The organism is Polyangium sp. 6x1 (assembly GCF_029946515.1).
GTDB lineage: Bacteria > Myxococcota_A > Polyangia > Polyangiales > Polyangiaceae > Polyangium.
Genome location: NZ_JARZHH010000054.1, coordinates 36889 through 61196, shown reverse-complemented (window position 1 = coordinate 61196; position 24308 = coordinate 36889). Strand labels below are relative to the sequence as shown.

17 protein-coding genes are annotated in these 24308 nt (G+C 70.1%); 8 read left to right on the top strand and 9 right to left on the bottom strand.

The window, feature by feature from the left end:
- Window positions 1-18 precede the first annotated feature (18 nt).
- Complete coding sequence (locus QHF85_RS36225) at window positions 19-3024, top strand: radical SAM protein (RefSeq protein WP_281331974.1); 3006 nt, start codon at window positions 19-21, stop codon at window positions 3022-3024.
- Window positions 3025-3028: 4 nt separating this feature from the next.
- Here the strand turns inward: QHF85_RS36225 and QHF85_RS36220 are convergent, their stop codons facing one another.
- The gene (locus tag QHF85_RS36220) at window positions 3029-4543 is read right to left on the bottom strand and encodes a hypothetical protein (protein WP_281331973.1); all 1515 of its coding nucleotides are present in this window, start codon (window positions 4541-4543) and stop codon (window positions 3029-3031) included.
- Window positions 4544-4645: 102 nt separating this feature from the next.
- Between QHF85_RS36220 and QHF85_RS36215 the strand changes: the two genes are divergently transcribed.
- Both QHF85_RS36215 and wecB read left to right on the top strand, forming a co-directional pair.
- On the top strand, window positions 4646-5320 hold the full coding sequence (locus tag QHF85_RS36215; protein ID WP_281331972.1) for a glycosyltransferase family 2 protein: 675 nt from the start codon (window positions 4646-4648) through the stop codon (window positions 5318-5320).
- Window positions 5320-6438 carry a UDP-N-acetylglucosamine 2-epimerase (non-hydrolyzing) gene (gene wecB / locus QHF85_RS36210; protein WP_281331971.1) on the top strand — a complete coding sequence of 373 codons (1119 nt, stop codon included), beginning with the start codon at window positions 5320-5322 and terminating at the stop codon, window positions 6436-6438. The genes QHF85_RS36215 and wecB overlap by 1 nt, the downstream gene beginning before the upstream one ends.
- Here wecB and QHF85_RS36205 read toward each other — a convergent pair.
- The 3 genes from QHF85_RS36205 to QHF85_RS36195 all read right to left on the bottom strand — a co-directional run bounded on the left by QHF85_RS36205 (window position 6425) and on the right by QHF85_RS36195 (window position 11955).
- Complete coding sequence (locus tag QHF85_RS36205) at window positions 6425-7084, bottom strand: PIG-L family deacetylase (protein WP_281331970.1); 660 nt, start codon at window positions 7082-7084, stop codon at window positions 6425-6427. The two genes, wecB and QHF85_RS36205, sit on opposite strands and share 14 nt — an antisense overlap.
- On the bottom strand, window positions 7081-8016 hold the full coding sequence (locus tag QHF85_RS36200; protein ID WP_281331969.1) for an NAD-dependent epimerase/dehydratase family protein: 936 nt from the start codon (window positions 8014-8016) through the stop codon (window positions 7081-7083). The genes QHF85_RS36205 and QHF85_RS36200 overlap by 4 nt, the downstream gene beginning before the upstream one ends.
- A gap of 69 nt (window positions 8017-8085) precedes the next feature.
- Window positions 8086-11955 carry a calcium-binding EGF-like domain-containing protein gene (locus tag QHF85_RS36195; protein WP_281331968.1) on the bottom strand — a complete coding sequence of 1290 codons (3870 nt, stop codon included), beginning with the start codon at window positions 11953-11955 and terminating at the stop codon, window positions 8086-8088.
- 49 nt (window positions 11956-12004) lie between these two features.
- On the opposite strand from QHF85_RS36195, the gene QHF85_RS36190 reads away from it, so the two are divergent.
- Window positions 12005-13534, top strand: a complete 1530-nt coding sequence (locus tag QHF85_RS36190; RefSeq protein WP_281331967.1) for a radical SAM protein — start codon at window positions 12005-12007, stop codon at window positions 13532-13534.
- Window positions 13531-13974 (top strand): hypothetical protein, encoded by a 444-nt coding sequence (locus QHF85_RS36185; RefSeq protein WP_281331966.1) that lies wholly within the window; start codon window positions 13531-13533, stop codon window positions 13972-13974. Before QHF85_RS36190 ends, QHF85_RS36185 begins: the two co-directional genes overlap by 4 nt.
- A 2-nt stretch (window positions 13975-13976) precedes the next feature.
- Here QHF85_RS36185 and QHF85_RS36180 read toward each other — a convergent pair whose 3' ends face one another.
- Window positions 13977-15572: a hypothetical protein gene (locus QHF85_RS36180; RefSeq protein ID WP_281331965.1), complete on the bottom strand. Its 1596-nt coding sequence runs from the start codon at window positions 15570-15572 to the stop codon at window positions 13977-13979.
- 82 nt (window positions 15573-15654) lie between these two features.
- On the opposite strand from QHF85_RS36180, the gene QHF85_RS36175 reads away from it, so the two are divergent.
- Together QHF85_RS36175 and QHF85_RS36170 are read left to right on the top strand one after the other, a co-directional pair.
- Entirely contained in the window at window positions 15655-17175 is a 1521-nt protein-coding gene (locus tag QHF85_RS36175; RefSeq protein WP_281331964.1) for a radical SAM protein, read from the top strand.
- Window positions 17172-18236 carry a hypothetical protein gene (locus QHF85_RS36170; protein ID WP_281331963.1) on the top strand — a complete coding sequence of 355 codons (1065 nt, stop codon included), beginning with the start codon at window positions 17172-17174 and terminating at the stop codon, window positions 18234-18236. The genes QHF85_RS36175 and QHF85_RS36170 overlap by 4 nt, the downstream gene beginning before the upstream one ends.
- Window position 18237: 1 nt before the next feature.
- On the opposite strand, the gene QHF85_RS36165 is transcribed toward QHF85_RS36170, so the two are convergent.
- A complete protein-coding gene (locus QHF85_RS36165) occupies window positions 18238-19209 on the bottom strand; it encodes a hypothetical protein (RefSeq protein WP_281331962.1) in 972 nt (323 codons plus the stop codon).
- Window positions 19206-19676, bottom strand: a complete 471-nt coding sequence (locus QHF85_RS36160) for a hypothetical protein (RefSeq protein WP_281331961.1) — start codon at window positions 19674-19676, stop codon at window positions 19206-19208. The genes QHF85_RS36165 and QHF85_RS36160 overlap by 4 nt, the downstream gene beginning before the upstream one ends.
- Before the next feature lie 88 nt (window positions 19677-19764).
- Here QHF85_RS36160 and QHF85_RS36155 point away from each other — a divergent pair, with 88 nt between their 5' ends.
- Window positions 19765-20838: an NnrU family protein gene (locus tag QHF85_RS36155; protein ID WP_281331960.1), complete on the top strand. Its 1074-nt coding sequence runs from the start codon at window positions 19765-19767 to the stop codon at window positions 20836-20838.
- A 43-nt stretch (window positions 20839-20881) separates the two neighbouring features.
- On the opposite strand, the gene QHF85_RS36150 is transcribed toward QHF85_RS36155, so the two are convergent.
- On the bottom strand, window positions 20882-22144 hold the full coding sequence (locus tag QHF85_RS36150) for a SpoIIE family protein phosphatase (protein ID WP_281331959.1): 1263 nt from the start codon (window positions 22142-22144) through the stop codon (window positions 20882-20884).
- Window positions 22145-22177: 33 nt separating this feature from the next.
- Window positions 22178-24304 (bottom strand): response regulator, encoded by a 2127-nt coding sequence (locus QHF85_RS36145; RefSeq protein ID WP_281331958.1) that lies wholly within the window; start codon window positions 24302-24304, stop codon window positions 22178-22180.
- Window positions 24305-24308: the final 4 nt, after the last annotated feature.

Sequence of the window (24308 nt, the reverse complement as noted above, 5' to 3'; positions counted from 1 at the left end):
CGAACAATGCGGCCCTCCATGAGCCCGCGCGCCGGCACGACCGACACGAGCCTCCTGCTCGCCGAGGGCTGCAACCTCGCCTGCCCCGTCTGCGATTGCCGCGGCAAGCCGACGGACGAAGGGACACGGCAGCGCGAGCTCCGTCGCGGCGGCGGCGTGCTCGAGCTGCGCGGAGAAGCTTCACGTGTGAAGGACCTCCGCGCGATCGTGCAGAGCGCGCGCGACGCTGGCTGGGACGCGGTGTACGCGCGAACGAACGGCGTGGCCTACGCCGCCGAGGGACGCGCCGAGGAGCTCCGCGCGGCGGGCCTCACGGGGATCGTGTTTTTCCTCGCGAGCGACCGGCCGGCCGTGCACGACGCGATCGCCCGCGTGCGCGGCGCGTTCGCGGCGGGCCTCGCGGGCCTGCGCGCGATCGCGGCGACGGGGCTCGACCTCGTGTTCGAGATCCCGGTGCTCGATCCCTCGATCCAGGACCTCCGCGCCGTGATCGCCCTGCTCGCGAGCGCAGCGCCGAGCGCGCGTCGCGTCCGGCTTTACACGCCCTCCGCGCTCCGGCCCGTGGATGGACGCGCGCCACGCGAGCTCGCGCCGCCGCGCTGGGATCGGGCGCGCGACGCGCTCCTCGCGGCGATCGGGTTTGCCCGGGAAAAAGGCCTCGAAATCACGCTGACCGAGCGAGACGGGATCCCGCTCTGCGCCGTCGCCACGAAAAACGCGGACGGCGGCGTCGACGTCCCCGAGCGCTTGCTCGCCGATCGCGGCGGCCGCCCGATCCCGCGCCACGCCACTTCCTCGCTCGCGCCAGGCTGCGACGCGTGCGGCGCCTCGCGCGCCTGTCCGGGCACGACCACCCTTTACCTCTCCACGCACGGCGCCGCGGGTTTGTCCCCTTTGCCGCGGGCCCCGCAGCAACGCCCGCGCGACCGCTGGGACGAGACCCGCAAGAGCGCCGCGCGCGCCGCGTTTTTCACGGTCCTCCGCCCCACGGTCCATTGCAACCAGGATTGCTGGTTCTGCAGCGCGAACGAGACCTCCCACAACGTCGAGGAGGATCCGGGCCGGATGCTGCGGCGGATCGCGCGCCTCGGCCGCACGGGCGTCGAGCAGATCTCGTTCAGCGGCGGCGAACCCACGCTCTCGCGCCACCTCGTCGATTACGTCTCCGTGGCGAAGCGCACCGGCGTCCGCAGCATCGAGCTCGTCACGAACGCGGTGCTCCTCGACAAACCGGAGAAGGTCGACGCGCTCGTCGCGGCGGGCCTCACGAACGTCTTCGTCTCGCTGCACGCGCACGACGAGGCGCTCGCGCGGCTCCAGACCCGCAAGATGGGCGACCACGCGCGCACGGTGCGGGCGCTCCACCTCTTCGCGCGGCACGAACATCTGCGCCTCGACGTGAACCACGTCGTATCCGCGCAAAACTATCGTCATCTCGTGCGGTTCGTCGAATGGATGCACGCCGCGTTCGGCGCGCGGATCGGCATCTCGTTCGCGTACGTCACGCCGCAATACAAGGCCCTCGAACGGCTCGCCGATCACGTGCCCCGCTTCGCGGACGTCATGCCCTATTTGAAGCGCGCGATCGCGCGGGCGAACGAGCTCGGCGTCGAGGTCGTGGTGGGCTCGCGCCAGGGCGTGCCGCCGTGCCAGCTCGAAGAGATGATGCCGTGGAGCGACGTGCTCGTCTCGCTCAGCGGCGCGCTGACGGAGGACCTCCCGCAAAAGCAAAAAGGCCCGGCCTGCGCCGATTGCCGCTTCGACCTCGTCTGCACGGGCGTGTGGAAGCCTTATGCGGCGGTCTTCGGCACGAGCGAGCTCCGGGCCATCCCGGGCGAGAAGATCACGCCCGAGCGTTGCCTCTCGGAGCCCCGCATCGCGCGCTTCCGGCCCGGGATCGACCGCCTCGACGAGCTGCGCTTCGGCGACGGCCGCATCCCGCGGAGCGACGAGATCCCGCTCCCCGAAGCGCCGCGCGAGCGGATTCACCTGCCCGTGGCCCCGGCCTCCGCGCCGCGCGCCCTCCGCGTCGCGATCGTCGGTACGGGTCGGCGGGGGCTCGCCTTCGCGGCGGCGCTGGAACAAGCGGGCGGGTTTGTCCTCTCGGGCATCGCCTCTCCGCACGCGCCGGACAAGGATCTGCCGGAGATCGCGGCCGACGTGCCCCGCGCGCGGACGCTCGCCGAGCTCTGCGAGCGAGGCGCGATCGACGCGGTGATCGTCGCCACGAGCACGCGGCAGCACGCCGAAATCGCCCGCGAGGCGCTCGCGCGTGGCCTCTCGTGCCTCGTGGAAAAACCGCTCGCTGCGACGCTCACGGAGGCCGAGGCGCTCGCCGCCGAGGCGAACGAACGGATCACCGTGGCGCAGCAGCTCCGTACGGCTGGCGGCCTCGAAGAGATCCTCTCCGTGCTCGGGGATCGAAAAGGGGCCGATCGTCCCATCGAAATCGAGGTCGTTCACCGGGCCACGGCCACCTCGCCCGCGAGCTTGCACGCGTGGTCGCGCACGGCGCTCTACGAGCTCTTGATTCACCTCGGCGACGTGGCGCAGGCCGTGGCGGGCGAGGATCTCCGCATCCGGAAAGCAACGGCCAAGGGCGGCGGGAGGCCCGAGCGCGTGACCTTGCGCGCGCGCGGCGCCGGCCCTTCCCAGCCCGACGTGACGATCGAGCTCTTGCTCGCCGAGGCCGCGGACGCCCTCGAAGTGCGGGCGCGCCTCGGCGATGGACGGCGTTTGTCCTGGATACGCTCGGAGGGCCGTGACCTCGTGGAGGTGAGCGACGCCGGGGGCAAACGAACGCGCACGCCGCCGCGCGGAGGCGACCTCGCGCGCCTGCTCGTCGCGTTCCGCGAAAGCGTCGTGCGGGGCGATCGGCCGAAGGTGTCGGCGGAGGACGGCGTGCGCGCGATGCGGCTCGCGGCGGAGGCGATCACGGCCCTCGAAGCCGCGGGCGCGCCCTTCGATCGCGCCGCCGAGCCGAAGCGGGTGGCCTCGGTGCCGCTGCGCGATCGGGTGGGCTGAGCGCTCAGCCGTCGAGCGCGATCTCCACCACGCCCAGATTCGACGACACCACGAGGCGCTTTCCATCCCGGCTCAGCACGACGGTCCGGACGAACCGACCCGCGCGCCATTCCTTCACGATCGCGCCGGTCGCGAGGTCGAGCGCCGCGACCCGCCCCGCCAGATACCACCCGAGATACAGCCGATTCCGCGCCCGATCATACGCTACAGAACGAACGCCCATCCCCGTATACGTCGTGCCCACGATCTTGCCCGTGTCGTAATCGATCGTGTGCACCACGCCGAGGCTCGCGATGGCCGCGTACACCCGGCGACGCTCGGGATCCCAGTCGCATCCCCACGAAAAGCCGAACCACAACCACGGCGCCTCGCTCGCGGACGCGAGGGCTCGATATCGGTAAGGGCCGGTGGAGAACGCCACCGCTCCGAACGCGGAGCCGCCGATCGTCCTCAAAGGACCAGCAGCGAAGCAATACACGCCCTCGCGGCGAGCCTCGTCGTAATGGCTGTCCCCAGGAATGACGGGCGTGGGGATCGGATCGAGGGGCTCCAGCGTGGAAGCGCGCAGCGGGTACATGTACTCGGCTTCGTCGCTGAGCACGCCGACCATGTCGTCGGTCGGATCGTAAAAGAGCTCGCCCGAAAGGACGTTCGTCTCACGGCGACCCACGACACGCCGGGGATCGGTCCGCGACAGGGCATAGACCTGGCCCCCGCGCGCTCCGCCCGGCAAGACCGCGCCCCAGTTCGCCACGAAGAGCCGGTCGAGCGGCGCTGACTCCGCCATTCCTTGCGCCGTCCCCACGCCGACGCAGCTCGGCTCCTGCGCGCCGTCGACCGGGCTCGCGCAGATCGAGCCCGTGAGGCGGCCCGGCGAGGGCACGGACGGGTTGTGCTCGGGGTTTCGGAGCTGCGTCGTGAACACGTACCAGGCGCCGTCGGGCGACTCCCACAGATGGCGAGGGAATCGCGCAATGGGAAGGATCGCGCCCGCGCGGCAGCTCGCTTGCGCGGCGGTCGTCGGGATCCGTACGCGCACGTTCGGTTGTCCCGACACGTCGAGCAGGTCGTCGCAATCGATGCGCGCCTCCTCGCGCCGCCACCCGAACAAGCATGCGGCGATGATCAGGCCGACAGGGAGCACGAGCGGCACCTCGACGCGCTTCCATCGCGGCAGGTGCGTCCAGACGACGCCCGCGGAGAGCAGGATCACGAGGGCCCACACCGCGGCCGGGATCGACCAGGCGAGCTCGCCGGCGAACGAGACGAGCTCGTAGGACCACAAAGCATGGGCGCCGAGCACGACGAGCAGCGCGGCCATGCGCAGGACGCGGCGGCCCCGGGTCGCGGCGGGCGAACGCGCGACCCCGTAGGCCGTCGTGATGATCGCCGCTGCGAGGAAGGGGGCCGGGCCCTTCGCGTCGGTGAGCAGGAACAAGAAGCCGAGCGAGGCCCCCACGAAGAACGCCACGAGCGTCCCTGCCGCGTGAGAGCGCTGTGCGGGAAGAGGCCGGATCATGCGGCGAAAGGTCGACAGGACGGGAGCCTCCGGTTTCCCCGAAGCTTCTGTCAAGCGGAAAGGGGGCGCGACGCGGAAGGCGCGTGTGGTACGTCTCCGGGGATGAACGTCTCGGTCATCCTCGCCGCGTACAACGAGGCGGGCACCATCGAGCGCGTCGTGCGCGGCTGCGCAACGCACACACCGGGGCTCTGCGAGGTGATCGTCGTCGACGACGGGTCGCGCGACGGCACCGGCGAGCTCGCCGAGGCGGCCGGCGCGAAGGTCGAGCGGTTCGCGAAAAACCGCGGCAAGGGCGCGGCCGTGCGGCGCGGGATCGAGCTCGCGCGCGGGGACGTCCTGCTCTTCCTCGACGCCGACGGGCAGGACGATCCGCGCGAGATCCCGGCGCTGCTCGGCGCGTTCGAGCCCGGGGTCGACATGGTCGTCGGCTCGCGTTTCCTCGGCCGGTTCGGCGAGGGCGCGATCACACCGCTGAACCGCGCGGGAAATCAGCTCCTCACGGGCGTCGTGAACGCGCTCTTCCGCGCGCACCTGACCGACACGCAGGCCGGCTTTCGCGCCGTGCGCAAGGCCGCGGCCGAGCGCGCGCGCCTCTCCGCGGATCGGTACGACATCGAGGTCGACCTCCTGCTCTCCGTGCTGCGCTCGGGCGCGCGTGTCGTGGAGGTTCCGGTCTCCCGGGCGCGGCGTGACTACGGCGCGTCGAGCCTGCACTCGTTCCGCGACGGGACCCGGATCCTCCTGCGGATCCTTCGCAAGCGCCTCGAAGGCTGATGGCTGCGCGCGCGCGTGATCGCCTCGTCGTCCACGTCGTCGGCGTGCGACCGAACTACGTGAAGGCCAGCGCCGTCCTCTGCGCGATGGAAGCGCTGCCCGGGGTGCGCAACCTGCTCGTCGACACCGGGCAGCACTACGACGTCGCCCTGCGCGATGCGTTCTACGTCGACCTCGCGCTCCGGCCGCCGGATCGGTACCTCGGCGTGGGATCGGGCTCGCACGCGAGGCAAACGGCCGCGGTGATGATCGCGTTCGAGGACGTCCTTCGCGAGGAGCGCCCCGACGCCGTCGTCGTGTACGGCGACGTCAACTCGACGATGGCCGCGGCGCTCGTCGCGGCCAAGCTCCTCGTGCCCGTCGTGCACGTCGAGGCGGGGCTTCGTTCGTTCGATCGGACGATGCCCGAGGAGATCAACCGCGTCGTCACCGACGGCATCGCCGAGCTGCTCCTGACCCCTTCGGCCGACGCCGAGGCGAACCTCCTGCGCGAGGGCGCGCCGCGCGAGCGGATCCGCTTCGTCGGCAACGTCATGATCGACGCGCTCCAGGCGGCGCTGCCGCGCGCGCTCACGAGCACGGTGCTCCGGCGCGTCGAGCTCGAGCCCGAGGCGTACACGCTCCTCACGGTCCACCGGCCCCACAACGTCGACGGCGACCAGGGGATCACGCGGGTCCTCGACGCGATCGACGAGATCCAGCGGCGCACGCCGGTGCTCTTCCCCGTGCACCCGCGCACGCGCGCGAGCCTCGAAGCGACCGGGCACGGAGCGCGCCTCGCCGCGATGCCCGGGGTGCGGATGACGAGCCCGCTCGGCTACCACGATTTCTTGTGCGCCCTCGCGAACGCGCGCGTGGTGCTCACGGACAGCGGCGGCGTGCAGGAGGAGACGAGCGTGCTCGGCGTCCCGTGCGTGACGCTCCGCGAGAACACTGAACGGCCCGTGACGATCACGCACGGCACGAACCTGCTCGCGGGCACCTCGCCCGATCGGATCCTCGCCGCGTTTCGCGAGGCCCTCGGGCGGCGCCGGAAGCCGGCCGTCATCGAGGGCTGGGACGGGCAAGCGGGGCCGCGCGTGGCGCGCGCGATCGAGGCCTGGCTCAGCGCACGATGAGCCGCGCGAGCACGAAAAACGCCTCGGCCGCGCGCTCGCGCACCTGCGAGCCGCGTAGCGTGGCGAGCGCACGCACGACGCCCTCGTCGAGGTACGGCCGTCCGCCGAACCGTTGCGACGTGTAGGACGTGATCATGTGGACCTTCGCCTCCATGTCGCGCTCGTCGAGCGGCACGTAGACGTCGAGGCGCCCGTCGCCAAGATCGTTGTTCGGGAACTCGCCCGCGAGCAGCGTCGCGTGCGCCTTGAAGACCCGCGCAGCCTCGCGCGCGACCTGCTGGTGATCCTGGTTCGTGTCGTGGATCGGATGCGTGACGACGAGCTCGTACCGATCCCGCAGCGCTTCGAGCGCGGCGTAGATGCGGCCGCGCTCGGCTTCGAACGCGCCCGCGCAGGCCGGGAGCAGCACGTCCGTGTGATCCGTGATCTCCGCGCCCGTCCGCGCCGCGAGCCAGCGCAGGTTCGCCTGCATCTCCGCGCGCGCCTGCGTCGCGGCCTCCGGCGAGATCACACCACGATGATCGCTGAAGACGAGCACGCCGACCCGCACGCCCGTGCGACACGCGCGCGCGAACAGCCCGCCGGCGAGGAGCTCGATGTCGTCGCAATGCGCGCCCACGAAGAGCGCGGAGCCCGGGAGCTTCAAGCGGGTCCCCGCGAGAGATATCCGGCCTCGTGGAGCCACGTTGCCGTCTTGCGCAGGCCGACGTCGATCGGCGTCTCGCAGGCCGAGGGGAAAAGCGCGCGGAGCGCGGTCACGTCGGCGACGCGGCGGACGACCGTGTCCCACGCGCGAGGAGGTCCGATCCGCAGGCGCTCCTCGCTCGCGCCGAACAGCCCGAGGATCTGCCGCGCGAGCCCGCCGATCGGCGTCTCGCGGCCCGTGCCCACGTTGAGGACTCGCCCCTCCGCGCGGTGCGCCTCGACCATCACGTCGACGACATCGTCCACGTACGTAAAATCTCGCGTCGCGTCCTCGCCGAGCAGGTCGAGGGCGCCGCGCGTGTCGAGCGCGCGCATCATGTTGGGGATGGCGTTGCGGTAGAGGCCCGGCGGATCGCCGGGGCCGTAGACGTTGAACAGGCGCAGGCTCACGAAAGGCAGCCCGCTCGCCTCCACGTACGACTCGCCGAGCCGCTTGCTCATCGCGTAGGGCGTGTTCGGCAAGAGCGGCCCATCCTCGCGCAGCGGCAGAGGCGCGGCGCCGTACGACGACGACGACGCGGCGTACACGAAGAGCCCGCAGCCCACGCGCCGCGCGAAGTCCAGCGTCCTCCGCGTGCCCTCGGCGTTCGTGCGCACGTCGAGCAAAGGCTGCGCGAGGGAGCGCTCGTTCGCGAAGGACGCGGCGAGGTGGTAGACGCGGTCGTACGGGCCCTCGGGCAGCGCGTCGAGGTCCTCGGTCATGCGGATGTCGCAGTGGAAAAACGCGAGCCGCGCGAGGGTCTCGCCGAGCAGCGCGGTCGAGTGATGCATCGAGAGGTTGTCGGCGACGATGACCTCGTGGCCGCCGTCGACGAGCGCGCGCGCGAGGTTCGATCCGATGAACCCTGCGCCGCCGGTGATGAGAACCCGCACCCGAAAACTCCCTCGATCGGGGGTGCCGAACGCACCCCCACGCATCCTACGCTCCGGCTCGCCGCCCCTTCAAGGCGTGGTCATGCACCGATCGAGCAGCCGATACCCATTGACGTGCGTCGCCGTCGTGAGCGTGCGCGACACGGTGTTCGAGCTCGACGCCCAGGCCCGCCGGTAGAGCACGTCGTACGTGCCCGTAGGCACCTTGCCGCCGTAGGTGTTCGGGATCAGCGTATACACGCCCGGCGATTGGTACTGGTAGCTGTAGCCGCCGATGTAATGCGCGGCCTCCGTGTCCTTCGCCACGAGGTAGATGTCCGCGCCGTCGTAATCGAGGTTCTTCGTCGGCAGCGCCGCGCCGGCGAGCGTGATCGTCCCGCCGACGATCGACACCGGGATGTCGACGTGCAGCGTGTTCGCGCCTGCCGAGAGCGTGACGTTCGTCGCCAGGATCCGGTAGCCATTGACGTGCGTGGCCGCCGGGAGCGTACGCGACACCGTATTGCCGCTCGACGACCAGCCGCGCCGGTAGAGCACGTCGTACGTGCCCGCGGGCACCTTGCCGCCGTAGGTGTTCGGGATCAGCGTATACACGCCCGGCGATTGATACTGGTAGCTGTACCCGCCGACGTAATGCGCCGCCTTCGTGTCCTTCGCCACGAGGTAGATGTCCGCGCCATCGTAATCGAGGTTCGTCGCCGGCAGCGCCGCGCCCCCGAGCGTGATCGTCCCGCTCACGCTCGCGACAGGGATGTTCACGTCGAGCGAGTTCGCCCCTGCCGAGAGCGTCACGTCCGTCGCCAGAATCCGGTAGCCATTCACGTGCGTGGCCGTCGTCAGCGTACGCGACACCGTATTCCCGCTCGACCCCCAGCCCCGCCGGTACAGCACGTCGTACGTGCCCGCGGGCACCTTGCCGCCGTAGGTGTTCGGGATGAGCGTGTACACGCCCGGCGACTGATACTGGTAGCTGTACCCGCCGATGTAATGCGCCGCCTTCGTGTCCTTCGCCACGAGGTAGATGTCCGCGCCATCGTAATCGAGGTTCGTCGCCGGCAGCGCCGCGCCCGCGAGCGTGATCGTCCCGCTCACGCTCGCCACCGGGATATTGACGTCCAGCGTGTTCGCCCCCGCCGAGAGCGTCACGTCCGTCGCCAGGATCCGGTAGCCATTCACGTGCGTGCCAGTCGGGAGCGTGCGCGACACCGTATTCCCGCTCGACGACCAGGCCCGCCGGTAGAGCACGTCGTACGTGCCCGCAGGCACCTTGCCGCCGTAGGTGTTCGGGATCAGCGTATATACGCCCGGCGACTGGTACTGGTAGCTGTATCCGCCGATGTAATGCGCCGCCTTCGTGTCCTTCGCCACGAGGTAGATGTCCGCGCCATCGTAATCGAGGTTCGTCGCCGGCAACGCCGCGCCCCCGAGCGTGATCGTCCCGCTCACGCTCGCCACCGGGATGTTTACGTCGAGCGTGTTCGCCCCCGCCGAGAGCGTTACGTTCGTCGCCAGGATCCGGTAGCCATTCACGTGCGTACCCGCCGGAAGCGTACGCGACACCGTATTCCCGCTCGACGACCAGCCCCGCCGGTAGAGCACGTCGTACGTGCCCGCGATCACCTTGCCGCCGTAGGTATTCGCGATGAGCGAGTACACGCCCGGCGACTGGTACTGGTAGCTGTACCCGCCGATGTAATGCGCGGCCCCCGTATCCTTCGCCACGAGGTAGATGTCCGCGCCGTCGTAATCGAGGTTCGTCGCCGGCAGCGGCGCGCCCGCGAGCGTGATCGTCCCGCTCACGCTCGCCACCGGGATGTTCACGTCGAGCGTGCTTTGCCCCGTGCCCACGACGACGCCCGTCGCGAGCGTCCGGTAACCGTTCACGTGCGTATTCGTCGACAGCGTGCGCGACACCGTATTCCCGCTCGACGACCAGCCCCGCCGGTAGAGCACGTCGTACACGCCCGCGACCACCTTGCCGCCGTAGGTGTTCGGGATCAGCGTATACACGCCCGGCGACTGATACTGATAGCTGTACCCGCCGATGTAATGCCCGGCCTTCGTGTCCTTCGCCACGAGGTAGATGTCCGCGCCGTCGTAATCGAGGTTCGTCGCCGGCAGAGGCGCGCCCGCGAGCGTGATCGTCCCGCTCACCACGCCCACGGGGATGTCGACGTCGCCCGTGCCGGGGTGCGTGGTCGCGCAAGCCCCGCCGTCGCACCCGACCGAAGGCGTACCTTTGCACGCGCCCTGCGCATTGCAGACGTCGCCGCTCGTGCAGGAGATGCCGTCATTGCAGGACGTCCCCGGCGACGCGAGCAGCATCGGGAACGAATCCGTGGCCTCGTCGCACGCGCCGTAGCTCACGCAAGGGCTGATGCTCACGGGCTTTTGCGGCACGTTCACGTGCACGCAGCCCGCCGCGTCCGCGCCCGCCTGGAGCGGCGCGCACGCCTCCGCGCCCGTGCACCACGCCCCGTCGTCGCAGGCCGCGTTGCTCGTCGTGTGCGACGCGAGGCCGCCGGCGCACGCGTCGACCGTGCACGCGATCCCGTCATCCGGCATGTTCGTATCGTCGTTCGTCGCGACGCACCCCACGGCGAGGTCGCACGTATCGTCCGTGCACACATTGCCGTCGTCGCACACCCGGGGGCTGCCGCCCGCGCAGACGCCGGCCTGGCAGGACTGGCCCACGATGCAGAGCGACGTCTGGCACGTCGTCCCATTGGCGAGCGGCGAATGCTGGCAGATCCCGCCTACGATCGCGTCGACCGTGCACGGGTTCTGATCGTCGCAATCGGGCGTGTAGCACTGCGCCATTCCGCCCACGACCATGCAGGCCTGGTTCATCACGAGGCAGACGTTCGGCGTGCAGGGATCGTCGGTGCATCCGCCGGCCCCGTCGTCGTGATGGCCCGGGTCGCACGCGCACACGTACGAGGCGCCTTCTCCCGCGCAGACCGTCTTGTTCGGCATGACGCAGGGGTTCGGCAGGCACGGGTCCGTCGTGCAGTCCCCGCTCCCGTCGTCGTGGTAGCCGCCCGCGACGTCGCACGTATCGCACGTGGCCCCCGCGAAGCCTGCGTCGCACGCGCAGACCACGTGACCCCCTTCGATCGCGCACGATCCATGGCCCGAGCAGCTCGACGGCGTGCAGACCTCGTCGATCACGCAAGCGCCGTTTTCGTCGTGATACCCGGGATCACAGCCGCAGACAGGCGAGCCCGTTTCGACGGTGCAAACGCTCGCGTGCGGGGCCACGCAGGGGTTCGGCAAACACGGGTCCGTCGTGCAGCCGCCGTTGCCATCGCTGTAATAGCCGCCCACGTCGTCGCACGTATCGCACGCGCTCCCGCTCCATCCGACGTCGCACGTGCACACGGTCGACCCACCCTGGCCGTCACAGCTCCCGTGACCGCTGCACGTCGTCGGCAGGCACGTCTTGTCCTCCACGCACAGGCCGCCCTCGTCGTGCGTGCCGGGCTTGCACACGCATTTCGCGCTGCCCGAGCTCCCATCGCAGACGCGATCGGGCGACATGCACGGGTCCGGCACGCACGGGTCGGTCGTGCAGCCGCCGCTCCCGTCGTCGTGGTAGCCGCCCGCGGTATCACACGACGCGCACGTCGCGCCGGCCCAGCCCTCCGCGCACGTGCAGACCGCCGATCCACCCGAATCGTCGCACGTCCCGTGCTCGCCGCAGGGGTTGTCCTGACAGCTCGCGTCGAGCACGCACGCGCCGTCCTCCAAGTGCGATCCCGGCGGACACCCCGCGTCCGGCTGCGAGACATCCGGCTCCGTGACGTCGGTCTCCGTGGCGTCGCGCCCGGCGTCGACCGGGCCCGGCGGAATGCCGCCGTCATCGCCGCAGCCGAGGGCCACGAACGCGAGAAGCACGACGAACGTGGGGAGCAAACCCGTGGAAGGGCGCTTTCGCATGCGCGCATCCTATTCAGATCCCCCCGTTTTCGGTACAGTCCCTCACGGCGTGCCGCCGCTCGTTACCCTGATCCGCCCCCCGAGCGCCGTTGGTCGGCTCGCGCTCACGCTGAACGTCACGCCACCCCTCTCGGTCGCGTGCCTCGCGGGCAGCCTCGCCGAGGCCGGCTTCGAGGTCGAGATCGTCGACGCCGTCGGCGAAGGCGTCTCCACGACGAGGCCTGGCTACCACCCGAGCGTCCTCGTCAACGGTTTGACCACCAACGACATCGTGCAGCGCATCGATCCGCGCACCACGCTCGTCGCGATCTCGTGCATGTTCTCCACCGACTGGCCCGTCGTGCGCGAGATCATCGCCGCGGTCGATCGAGCGCTCCCGGGCGTCCCGATCCTCTGCGGCGGCGAGCACCCGACGGCCGCGCCCGATCACGCCCTGCGCTCCTCGCCTGCGCTCCTCGCGTGCGCGCTCGGCGAAGGCGAGGAGACGATCGTCGACGTGGCGCGCGCCATCGCCGCGGGAAAGAGCCTCGTCACCGTGCCGGGCCTCGTCGTGCGCACGAAGGCCGGTTTCGTCCGCACGGGCGCGCGTGCCCGCATCCGCGACGTCGACGCGATCCCGCTCCCGCGCTGGGATCTCACGCCCATCGAGACCTACCTCGACGGCGGCTACAGCTTCGGCGTCGACCGAGGCCGCACGATCCCGATCGTCGCCACGCGCGGCTGCCCCTACCAGTGCACGTTCTGCTCGAGCCCGCAGATGTGGACGACCCGCTACGTCACGCGCACGCCGCGCAAGGTCGTCGACGAGATCGAGTCGTACGTGCGCCGTTACCACGCGGAAAACATCGATTTCTACGACCTCACCGCGATCATCCGAAAGGACTGGATCGTCGCGTTTTGCGAGGAGCTCCTTCGCCGCAAGCTCGACATCACCTGGCAGCTCCCGAGCGGCACGCGCAGCGAGGCCATCGACGGCGACGTCGCGCGCCTCCTCTACCGCGCCGGCTGCCGCAACGTCTCGTACGCCCCCGAGAGCGGCTCGAAACGCACGTTGCGCGCCATCAAAAAGAAGGTCGATCTCGGCCGCATGGAGGCCTCGATGCGCGCCTCGATCGAGGCCGGCCTCAACGTGAAGGCGAACATCCTCGTAGGCTTCCCCGACGAGACCCACGCGGATCTCCTCGAGAGCATCCGCTTCGTCGCGCGCATGGCGACGATCGGCGTGCACGACGTCTCGGTGTGGACCTTCTCGCCCTACCCCGGCTCCGAGCTCTTCGACGCGCTCGTCGCCAAGGGCGAGATCGGCGCGATGGACGACGACTACTTCGCGGCGCTGCTCTCGTACTCGGATCTCGCGGGCGCGGTTTCGTGGGACGAACACGTTTCGTCGGACGCGCTGCGCGCCTACCGGCTGCTCGGCATGACCCTGTTTTACGCGCTCGGCTTCGGCATGCGGCCGTGGCGGCTCGCCACGCTCGCGGCGAACACGATCTCGGGCCGATACGAGTCGCGCATGGAGATGTCGCTCGCGAACCTCGCCCGCAAGCTCTCGCTCTCGCTTCGGGGAGGCGCGGGATGAAGAGCCGCATCGTCCCGCCCCTCTGCATCGCGATCGTCGCGCTCGTCATCGCGATCCAGACCGCGCGAAACCACGGCTCCGCTCGCTCTCCGGGCGAAGACGCGGGCCCTGCGCAGGCCACGTCGGCCCCCTGCCCCGACGCGATGCGCGCGCTGCTCGACGGCCTCGACGTGGGCCAGGATCTCGGCGGCTATCGCGTGACACTCGTGAGCTGCACGCAGCCCGACGTGATCGAGGTCGAGCTCGACAAGGGCGGGACGAGCCTCCTGCTCCTCGTGGCCGCGCCGGGCGCCGTTCCGCACTCCGCGCCGAAGCAGACCGCGAAACACGACCTCTTCTACAACCGTCGCGGCGCGCAGGACGGGCCTCCGACGAACGACGAGATCTTCGAGCTGCTCGGGCTCCTCGCGAAGCGCGTCGAGGCCGCCGAAGCGCGCTGATCTCAACCGGAGAACACGAGGACGCGGAAGCCCTGCCCCGCGTGGATCGGCTGGAGCTTCTGGCCCCACGTCTCCGGCGGCAGGATCTGCTTCGTCCGGGCATCGTCGATCAGGACGAACACGGTGCCGGGCGGGACGATCGCGGGATCGAGCTGCTCCGGCGGGACGACGTCGCCGAAGACGGCGCGTGGGATCGCATCGAGCACGGCGGCGCGCTGCCCGTTCGCCGGGTTCGAGAGGTGCACGAGCTCGAAGTGGTGATCGACGGCGAGCAGGAACCGCGCGCGCGCCGCGGGGCCGCGCTGCGTGCGCGCGAGGTACGGCACGAGGAGCTGGTGGTTCGTGTAGATCTCGCGGCCCGCGGCGATCGGGTTTTCTTCGAGCCACGCGGCGATCGGCGCGAGCGTCGGGTCTGCGACCGGGAACGCCAGGAGCACCTCGTCCCGCATCTGGATCGGCACGAGCACGAGAAACCCGATCACCACGGCGAGCGCGATCTTCTTCGCACCCCCGCGCATCGCGGCCACGACCGCGCCCGTCGCGGCGGCGCCCCAGAGCGGCGCGAGCGCGAACGCGCGGAGCGTCGTGCCCACGCCGAGCAGCGCGGCGGCCGCGGCCGTATCGCGCAGGCGCGGCTCACCTTCCGCTTCGAGCGCCTCGATCGCGCGGCCGAGCAAGAGCGCCACGCCGATCACGGGCACCACCGCGTAGCGCGACGAAAACCCCAGCGTGAACGCCGGCCCGATGTCCCGCGGGGCCATGTGCGTGACCAGGAAGAGCCCGAAGAACACGGCGGCGAACGCGCCGAGCGCGCGCTCGAGGCTCCCGAGCCGCGACGGGCGCACGAGCAACAGGAAAAACACGGCCGGCGAGACCGCGACGAGCGTGAAGATCGCCGTCTTCGGCCCGTGGCTCGCGAACTCGGCGATCCACACCTCGTTGCCGGAGTCGAGGTTCGACACGTTCGGCAAGAAGTGCACGAACCACAGCGCGTCGTGGTGATACAGCGCGCCCGCGCCGAGGTAGAGCAGAGGCCACAGCACGAGCCCCGCGAGGAACGACAAACGCCTTTGACGCCAAAGCACCCACGGCGCGAACGCCGCCGAGAAGAGCGCGCACTCGTATCGGACCCAGGGCAGGAGCCCGAGCACGAGACCCGCGAAGAACAGGCTCTTCCGTGCTTCGAGCAGGTACAAAAAGAGCGCGATGCAGGCGACGCCGTCCGAGTTCGACACGCCGACCATGCCGCTCCACGTGTAGATGGGCGAGAGCGCGAGCACGAGCGCGGGCAGCCACGGGCGCGCATGGCCGAGCGACCGCGCCGTCGCGTGCACGAGCGCGATCGCGGCGGACGCCACGGCGAGGTGCGCGACGAGGTAAGGCGCGAGCCCGAGGCGCGCGAACGGCATGTACACGAGCGCCAGCGCGGGCTTGATCTTCTGCAGGAACAAGCACGGGAAGAACGCCTCGCCGAGCGAACGCGCGAAGCCGAACATGAGCAGGCCCTCGTCGTGCGGCGATCGAGGATCCAGCGCGACGACGAGCCCGCAGCAAAAATGCAGGGCCGCGAGCCAGGCCCCCGCGAGCCGGGGCGACATGGCACGGAGCGCGGATCGCATCGACGAGGCGCGAGTGTACACGACGGCCGCAGCCGTTCTAGAATCCCCGCGAGCCTGCCCCATGCGCGTCACCTTCGTCACCACCGGGCTCGAACACCTGGGCATCGAGGCCCTGTCGGCCTACCTCCGCGCGCACGGGCACGAGACGCGGCTCGTCTACGAGCCGAGGCCGTTTTCCTCGGGCAGCGGCACCGACATCCCGCTGCTCGCGCGCATCCTCGAACCTCCGCCCGAGGAGACCGCGGCGCGCGTCGTGAAGACCAAACCCGACGTCGTCGCGTTCACCTCGTACAGCGCGACGCACCGCTGGTCCGTCGACGTGGCCCGCGCGATCAAGGCCTCCATGAAGGTGCCGATCGTGTTCGGCGGGCCGCACGTCGGCTCCACGCCGGAGCGGGCGATCTTGGAGCCCGCGATCGACGCCGTCGTGGAGGGCGAAGGCGAGGGCGCGCTGCTCGACCTCGTCGCATGCGCCGAGACAAACCGCTTCGGCCGCCGCGACATCGCGAACGTCACGACGAAGGGCCTGCTCACGCCGAAGCGCAACCTGCCGCGCCCGCTCTTCCAGGACCTCGACGAGCTGCCCTTCGCGGACAAATCGATCTTTTACGAGGCGGTGCCCGCCTACGAGCGCGAATACTACGTGATCTCGCGCCGCGGCTGCCCGTTCCGCTGCAGCTTCTGCGAATACTCGACCTTCCCGCAGCAGTACCCCGGGGAGAAACCCGTGCGCCGCCGCTCGGTCGAGCACGTGCTCCGCGAATTGCGCCCGTGGAAGGCCCGCGGCCGCGTGAGGAAGGTCTTCTTCTGGGACCCGATCTTCACCCTCGACAATCGCTGGATGGCTGAGTTCGCAGAGGCCTATCGCGCGGAGATCGGCATTCCGTTCGAGTGTTACACGCACCCGAACGCGATGAACCGCGAAATGGCGAGCCTGCTCGCCCAGGCGGGCTGCGTCATGGTGCGGGTCGGCGTGCAGACGGTCAACTCGGACACGCTCGCCGCCGTGGATCGAAGAGGGGACGAGGATCGAATTCGCAAGACGATCGGGTACCTCGCCGATCACGGGCTGTCGTATTCGGTCGACCACATCATCGGCCTGCCCGGCGAGGGCGCGGGTGATCAGGTCGCGGCGATCCGCTTTTACAACGAGGTCCGCCCGACCCGCATCATCGCCCACTGGATGACGTATTTCCCCGGCACGACGGCCCTCGACCACGCCCGCGAGCGTGGCTTGCTCACCGAACAAGCCGTGGCCCGCATCCTCGACGGCGAGGTCGGGCCTGGCTACATGTACGAGGGGAACGTCGATTATCCGGAGCACGAGGAGCTCAGGCGGCTCTCGAACCTCTTCGACCTGCTCCCGCTCCTGCCGCCCGCTGCCATTGAATGGCTGCTCGACGCCGGGCGATATCGCATGCTGCCGACGTCGAGTTATCTGAAGCAGCTCGGCGTGGTCGGCCTCGCGTTGAAGGGAGATCCGGCGACACGCGAGCACGTCCAGCACCTGCTCGGCTCGGTCGCCGGCGCGCTCGCGGAAGGCGTCCGTCATCGGGTGCGTACGAGCGGGGCCTCGGCATGAGCCGCGCGAGCGCCCCCGCCGGCCGCGCGGAATGGCTCTGCCACGTCGCGTCGGCCCTGCCGGGGGTTTGCCTCGCCCTCGCGGCGGGCGCTGGCCTCGTGGGCGAAAAAGCCGCGCTGTACGTCTTCTCGTTGAGCTTCGTCGGATTGAACCTCGCGCACATGGCGGCCACGTGGTCACGCGTGTACCTCGATCCACGAGGATTGCGCGATGCGATGTTCGAGCGCGTGTTCGTCCCAGCGCTGCTCGTCGCCTTCGCGCTCGGCGCCGAGGCCGTGGGTTACGGGGCCGCGCTCCTCGGGGCGCAATATTACCTGAGCCTGCACCACGCGATGATGCAGAACTACGGCCTCTCGCGCGCCCTCCAGCGCCGCGCCGGCCGGAGTTTGTCACCGCTCGCGCTGCGCATCGACCAGGCCGCGTGCCTGCTCTTGCCGCTCGGCGCGCTCCTCTACCGGGCGCGGGCCGTTTGTCACACCTATTCGACGGCGCCCCTGCTCACCCCGCCGCTCGCGCTCGTCCTCGCCGTCTCCGTCGCCGGCGCGCTCGCCCTTTGCATTCACGTCACGCGGGAAATCCTGGCGTTTCGCAGAGGCGAACCCGTCGATCCGCTCGGCCCGGCGATCGTCGTCTCGCAATCGCTCTTCTGGAGCGCCTTGCCCGTCCTGATCGAGCACCCGGCGATCCCGCTGTATGCCCTGGCGAGCGGGCATTACGTGCAATATCTGTATTTCGTCTGGAAATTCGAGCGCTCTCGCCCCGGCCTCGGCGTCGTGCCCGCGTGGCTCCGGGCCCGCGTCGCGCCGCCCTCACGGCTCGCGTATCTCGTCGCCTTGACCGGGCTCGGCGGCGGCGTCGTCGTGCTGCTCTCGCTGGGCTCCGTCGCTGTCCGCGCGGCGGCCGAAGCGAGCGGCCTACGGCCCGCGGACGCGCTGCCTCTTCCTCCCTGGGCGGCCGCCATGCTCGGCGTGAACCTCGCCCATTACTGGCTCGACCACCGCATCTGGCGATTCCGCGCCGCGCCCTCGGGAGAGCGCGCCGCGTTGCCGCAACCGGCCTGATTCACCCCGCGCGCCAACCGACGGGCGCGATCCACGCGAGCACGATCATCACGCAGAGCAGGATCCACATCGCATCCGGAATCGTGGGCTGCCCGAGCGCGGGCCTCTGCGCGAGCAGCGAATCCTCGATCCGCGGGCGGCGAAAGATGCGCGGCCACGGGACCGCGAAAAGAAGCAGGAGCGACATCGGCTCCAGATAAGGCATCGTGCAGAGCAGGATGATGTTCAGGTGGAGCGCCCAGATCGCGGCCGTCCACGCGAGACGCGCGCGCGCGCCGAAGAGCAGGACGAACGAGCCGCCCTCGATCACGAGCGTCAGGAGCGCCGAGAGCCGCGCGAGCCCCGGGCTCTCGATCAAGGTTTGCCGATAAGCGAAGAGCCACGGCCAGCTCGCGAGCGGCTCCTGCGAGAGGACGAGCCAGCGGATCTGGCTCGGGTTGACCCAGCCAAACCCCGACGCGAAGAGCTTGCTCAGCGCCGATCCCACGTATCCAGCCGCGATGCAGGCCATCGCGCCCGCCTCGGCGAGCGACTCGCGAAAGGCCCGCCCCTCGGGCGAAAGAGCGACGCGCCCCGCGACGACGCGGGCCCAGACGAGGCCGAGGAACCAGCCGAAGAGCATCGCCCCGGGGAAAAAGCAATTGCGCGACGGCGTGCCGAAGAGCGCGGTTTGCCACTGGCTCAGCACGGCCATCCACCCGATCGCCCATGCCCCCGCGGCGATCACGAACCGGTCGAGCGCGAGGAAAAGCAGGCCGACCGCGACGAGCCCAAAGAGCACCCAAGCGAAGGCCGGGTCGTTCGGCAAGAATGGCAGGACGCCGGGGGACTTCGGGACGAAATGGGGATCCCTCGCCATCTGCGCCACGCTCCAGGCTTCGCCGAGGAAGACGATCCCCGCGATGACGGCGAGCCCGACGCGCAGCGGCGTCCGCGAATACCCGTCGTAGGGCGAGCTGTACGCGAGGCTCATCGCGCCCTCCGGCGTACGCGGCAGAAGGCGAGCTGGCAATCCTGGCTCGCCGGTGGTCCCGGGCGATCTTCGAGGGTCCACGTCCGCCAGACGATGTGCCCGTCCTCCATTCCGGCGGCATCGCTCGTGACGTGCGCGTCGAAGTGGATCTGGAGGTCGCGGGGCACGTATTCGACGCGCCCCTGATCGCCGAACGCACAATGCCGCACGTCGTCGAGCTTGGGCCACGCGGGCGCGCAGGAAAACCCGTCGAACGCCGTGAGCTCCGCGGCCTCGCCCGCCGCGTCGACCACGAGGACGCGCGACGCGACGTCGGGCGAGCGCCCCTGGTACATGTCGAAGACCGAGAGCGGGAAAAAATTGCGGATGCCGCGCGCCGCGAGCAGATACGCGATCGCAATCGCCCAGGCAGCCACGCCGGCGAGCGCGCGACGTTCGTCCCGGTGCGGCCCGCTCGCGAGCGACATTGGCGGGAGCCTACCATTCACGGATCGCCGGGCGCAACACCCGAAGGCCTCTGGCACATCGCCGCGGACCGTCGTACCCTCCGGCCCCATGCGTACCCTCCCGGCCCTCGCCCTCGCGGGCCTCGGCGTGCTCGTCGCCCCAAGCGCGCTCGCCGACGGCGATCCCGCGCGCGGCAAGCAGCTCCTTTTCGAGCGCGGATGCGCGGCCTGCCATTCCTTCGACGGCTCCGCGCGCCCCGGGCCGACCTATCTCGGCCTCGTCGGCAAGACGCGGAAGGTCACGACGCAGGAAAAACCGCGCGAGATCGTGGCGGACGAGGCCTACATCCGCCGCAGCATCCTCGAGCCGAACCACGACGTCGTCGAAGGATACATGCCCGGCGCCATGCCGGGGCTCGCGATGCGCGAGGGGGACGTCGATCACCTCGTCGCCGCCATCGTCGAGATCGGCAGCCCGGCAAAACCGGAACCCGCGAAGAGCGAGAAGGACGGCACCCTCGGCGTGCTCGCGGCCGCGACGCTCTCCTTCGTGCTCGGCCACATCGGCCTGTCGAGCGTGCCCCTTCGGCGCCCGCTGATCCAGAAGCTCAGCGAGAAGGGGTTTCAGAGTGTCTATTCGCTCCTCGTCCTCGCGGCGTTCGTCTGGATGATCTTCGCCTATCGCGCGGCGCCCTACGTCGAGCTCTGGCGCGCCCCGACGTGGACGCGGTGGATCCCGGTCGTGGTCATGCCGATCGCGTTTCTCTTCATGATCTGCGGGTTTTCCACGCAAAACCCGACGCAGATGATGCAGGAGAAGGCGGTGGGCGCGGAGCCACGGGGCATCGTGCGGATCACGCGCCACCCGGCGTTATGGTCGTTCGCGCTCTGGGGGATGGCCCATATCCCGCCGAACGGGGACGTGGCGTCGCTCTGCCTGTTCGGTGGGATCGTGTTCCTGGCGATCGCCGGGATGCTACACATCGACAGCCGCCGCAAAATCGCGCTCGGCGAGGCGTGGGAGCCGTTCGCCGCGAAGACCTCGCTCGTTCCGTTCGCCCGCGGCGGCGTGGGCAAGGCGCTCGCCGAGATCGGTATCGTGCGGTTCATCGTGGTGATCCTGCTTTACGTGGGCATGCTGCACGGACACCGAATGGTGATCGGCGTGTCGGCGATGCCGTAACGTCCGCCGCTTTGGCACGGTCGACGAGGGCGTCGCCATCTCGTTACGCCCCGATGCGCACGCAGAGCGCCGTGGCGTCGTCGTCCACGTCGACGGCGCTCTGCATCAGGAGCGACGTGAGGCGCGGGAGTGCCTCGTTCCGGGCTCCATCCAGGACGAGGTGCACCTTGTCCTGGTAAAGGCCGTGGAGCCCGTCCGTGCTGAGCAGATACGTATCTTCCGGCTTCGGCGGGGGGAGTTTTTCCTCGTGCACGTGGACCTCGTGATCCCCGCCGAGGACCTGGTCAATGAGCGGGAGGACGGGCTCGTCGCTCGCAAACCCCGGGTCGACCGGGCCAGCGCAGCCGAGGGTCCTGTCGTCCTTCGTCATGCGCTCGGTTTTTCCCTCGCGGGAGCGATAACAACGGCACTGCCCGATCCAGGCGACGCGCGCCTCGTGCTCGTCGACGAGCAGCGCGACGAATTGAGCGCCGATGCCACGATGGGAGGGCTCCATGACGATGACATGCTTGATCGCCTCGTGGACGCTCCTCGCGGCTCTCGTCAGCGCCCCGTCGAGCATCCCCTCGTGACGTGCGGACCGGATGGTCTCCTCGAAGATGGACAGCGCAATGGCCGCCGCGCGCGCGCTGCCCATGGCGTCGACCACGACGAAGAGCCCGATCTCGGTCGCGGCGAGAAATGCATCCTGAAGCTCGTTCCTGCCCTGCCCCTTTTGGCTGCGCCCGTGCGACGCCAGTTTTTCGCACGCGGCCGGCGCGGACAAAATGTGGCTCCGCTGCCACGCCATCTCGGCCTCTCGCGCGCGCCGCCATACCTCGCCCGCGGAGCTCGGATCCCCCGACTTCAACGCGGCCCGGTGGGCGACATCGCCGACCGCCTTCATGCACTCTCGCATCACGTCGCACGCCGCCGCGAACGCGCTCGGGTAATACGACATGCTCTCGGCGTAATGCTCGTCCTCGGCGAGGGCGAGGCCACTGCCGGGATACCAGGCCGCGCCGAGCACGGCGGCGCCGAGGGCGAGCGGCTTGCCCCAATAACACTCCGGGACGGCCTGGTACTGGGCGCGCTCCAGATCGGCGTCGTCCGCCTCGCCCGCGAGCCAGCTACGCTTGACCTCGATCGGCGTGGGCTCCGGCATGGAGCCGTATCCCGCGGCCCCGGCGAGAGCATCACACACCGAGAGGGCGTGCTCCGCGCAGTCGCACATCCACGTATGCAGGAGGTAATCCGGCGCAGCGGCCATCCGGGCCACGAGCTCGGGGTCACTGCCCGGCCAAAGCGCGTCCTCCGGCGATGTCATGGCCATTCATGGACCACAGTCTCCACGCGGCGTCTAGGCCTCCGTCAGGGGAATCCCGCAAAGGTTCGCGATCAGCGAGACGAGCCGCCCGAGGTCCACCGGCTTCGGCACGTGCCGCTGGAACCCCGCGGCGAACGCGCGCTGGCTGTCCTCGGTACGCGCATACGCCGTGAGCGCGATCGCCGGCGTGCGCCCGCCGAATTCCGGAGGCAACGTGCGAATGCTGCGAATCAGCGCATATCCATCCATGCCCGGCAATCCGATGTCGCTCACGAGCACGTCGGGCCGGCTCCGCGAGAGATCATCGAGGGCCTCGTCACTCGACGCCGCAAGCGTCACCGTCGCGCCCCTGTCTTCGAGGACGCGACGCAAGAGCGCGCGGGCGTCCTCCTCGTCGTCGACCACGAGCACCTTGAGCCCCGCGAGCCGCACCTGCGGATCGCTCGCCGTCGCAGCCTCGTCCCTCTCCGCGCGTGTGACCGGCGTGCTCCGGATGGGCAGCTCCACGGTGAAGGCCGAGCCTTTCCCGATTCCGTCGCTCGTCGCGCTGATCGTCCCGCCGTGCGCCTGGACCATTTGCTTGACGAGCGCGAGCCCGAGCCCGAGCCCTCCGTGACGCCTCGCCGTGGACCCGTCCGCCTGCCGGAACGCCTCGAAAATGTACGGCATGAACGACGCGTCGATCCCCTGCCCCGTGTCGGTCACGCGGAGCAGGAGGCTCGCGCCCGAGAGACATGCGCTGAGCTCGACCTGGCCGTCCTTCGGCGTGAATTTGATCGCATTCGAGAGGAGATTCCAGACGACCTGCTGGAGCCGCTCGGGATCGCCGAGCGTGAAGCCGAGCGGTCCGACCTGGGTCGTGAGCTTCACGCCGCGCGCCTCCGCCACGGGCCGCAGCGATTCGACGGCGGCCTGCGTGACCTCCAGGAGGTTCGTCGGCACCACGTCGAGGCGGAACTTGCCGCTCACGATACGCGAGATGTCGAGCACGTCGTCGATGATGCGCGCCTGCGCCCGTGCATTGCGCTCGATCACCGAGAGCGCGCGCTCGACCTGCGGCGTCGCCTTTTGCTGCGCGAGCACGGCCCAACCGAGGATCGCATTGAGCGGCGTCCGGAGCTCGTGCGAGACCGTGGCGAGGAATTGATCCTTCGCCTGGCTCGCGAGCTCCGCCTCGGCGCGCGCGGCGCGCTCGCGTTCGAGCAAGGCGGCGCGCTCGGCCTCGTGCGCCGCGCGCTGGAGATGCCGCGCCACGGCCCAGGCCGCGCGCTCCGCCATCGCCGCGAAGAGCCGCTTCTCCGCATCCGAAAATCCGCTCGCGCCGCGCGAACCGATGAGGGCGACCCCGACGACCTCGCCGAAATGGAGGAGCGGCACACCATAAAGCGCGCGCGTGCCCATCGATTGGAGGCAGCCGCAATCCGGCAAGGCCGAGCCCCCCTCCATTTCGACCGGCTGCTTGCCCGCGGCGATCGCCCCGCAGAGGCCCTCGCCGATCCGCACGGACATGCCCTCCTCGGCCCCGTGCGGGCCCACCGCGGCGCGCACACGGAGATCGTCGCCCTCCCGGAGCAGCACGGTCGCCGTATCGGCCGCGTCCGCCGCGCCGAGGAAGATATCGAGCAGCTCGCGCAAAAGCACGCCGAGGTCGTCCGTGTCGAGCGCCGCCGTCGCGATACGCTCGAATGCCACGAGCCTGCGCACGGCCTCGTCGCGCTCCCGCGTCCGCAGCTCGACCTGGGCTTTGCGGATCTCCTCCCTTTGCTGGAAGAGATCCACGAAGGCCTTCACGCGGGCGCGGAGGACGTCGACGTTGAAGGGCTTCGTGATGTAGTCCGCTGCCCCGACCGCGTATCCGCGCCGCGCGTAGGCCTCGTCGCGGTGAATGGCCGTCAAGAACAGGATCGGGACCTCGCGGCCGTGCTCGGTCGCGCGCATCCGGCGCGCGACCTCGAATCCGTCCATGTCCGGCATCTGGACGTCGAGCAGCACGACCGCGAACGACTCGCGACGCACGCATTCCAGCGCCTCGCTCCCTGATTTCGCCTCCACGAGCCGCGCGCCGAGCGGCTTCAGCACCGCCGCGAGGACGAGGAGGTTTGCCGGAGTATCGTCGACGAGCAGGACGCTCGCCGTCGCCGTGCGTTGTTCCGCATTCATGGCT

What these genes read in the sequence shown, in the direction of transcription:
- QHF85_RS36225 (WP_281331974.1), top strand. Translation starts at nt 19, where the DNA reads ATGAGCCCGCGCGCCGGCACGACCGACACGAGCCTCCTGCTCGCCGAG.
- QHF85_RS36220 (WP_281331973.1), bottom strand. Translation starts at nt 4,543, where the DNA reads ATGATCCGGCCTCTTCCCGCACAGCGCTCTCACGCGGCAGGGACGCTC.
- QHF85_RS36215 (WP_281331972.1), top strand. Translation starts at nt 4,646, where the DNA reads ATGAACGTCTCGGTCATCCTCGCCGCGTACAACGAGGCGGGCACCATC.
- wecB (WP_281331971.1), top strand. Translation starts at nt 5,320, where the DNA reads ATGGCTGCGCGCGCGCGTGATCGCCTCGTCGTCCACGTCGTCGGCGTG.
- QHF85_RS36195 (WP_281331968.1), bottom strand. Translation starts at nt 11,955, where the DNA reads ATGCGAAAGCGCCCTTCCACGGGTTTGCTCCCCACGTTCGTCGTGCTT.
- QHF85_RS36185 (WP_281331966.1), top strand. Translation starts at nt 13,531, where the DNA reads ATGAAGAGCCGCATCGTCCCGCCCCTCTGCATCGCGATCGTCGCGCTC.
- QHF85_RS36180 (WP_281331965.1), bottom strand. Translation starts at nt 15,572, where the DNA reads ATGTCGCCCCGGCTCGCGGGGGCCTGGCTCGCGGCCCTGCATTTTTGC.
- QHF85_RS36175 (WP_281331964.1), top strand. Translation starts at nt 15,655, where the DNA reads ATGCGCGTCACCTTCGTCACCACCGGGCTCGAACACCTGGGCATCGAG.
- QHF85_RS36170 (WP_281331963.1), top strand. Translation starts at nt 17,172, where the DNA reads ATGAGCCGCGCGAGCGCCCCCGCCGGCCGCGCGGAATGGCTCTGCCAC.
- QHF85_RS36165 (WP_281331962.1), bottom strand. Translation starts at nt 19,209, where the DNA reads ATGAGCCTCGCGTACAGCTCGCCCTACGACGGGTATTCGCGGACGCCG.
- QHF85_RS36160 (WP_281331961.1), bottom strand. Translation starts at nt 19,676, where the DNA reads ATGTCGCTCGCGAGCGGGCCGCACCGGGACGAACGTCGCGCGCTCGCC.
- QHF85_RS36155 (WP_281331960.1), top strand. Translation starts at nt 19,765, where the DNA reads ATGCGTACCCTCCCGGCCCTCGCCCTCGCGGGCCTCGGCGTGCTCGTC.
- QHF85_RS36150 (WP_281331959.1), bottom strand. Translation starts at nt 22,144, where the DNA reads ATGACATCGCCGGAGGACGCGCTTTGGCCGGGCAGTGACCCCGAGCTC.
- QHF85_RS36145 (WP_281331958.1), bottom strand. Translation starts at nt 24,304, where the DNA reads ATGAATGCGGAACAACGCACGGCGACGGCGAGCGTCCTGCTCGTCGAC.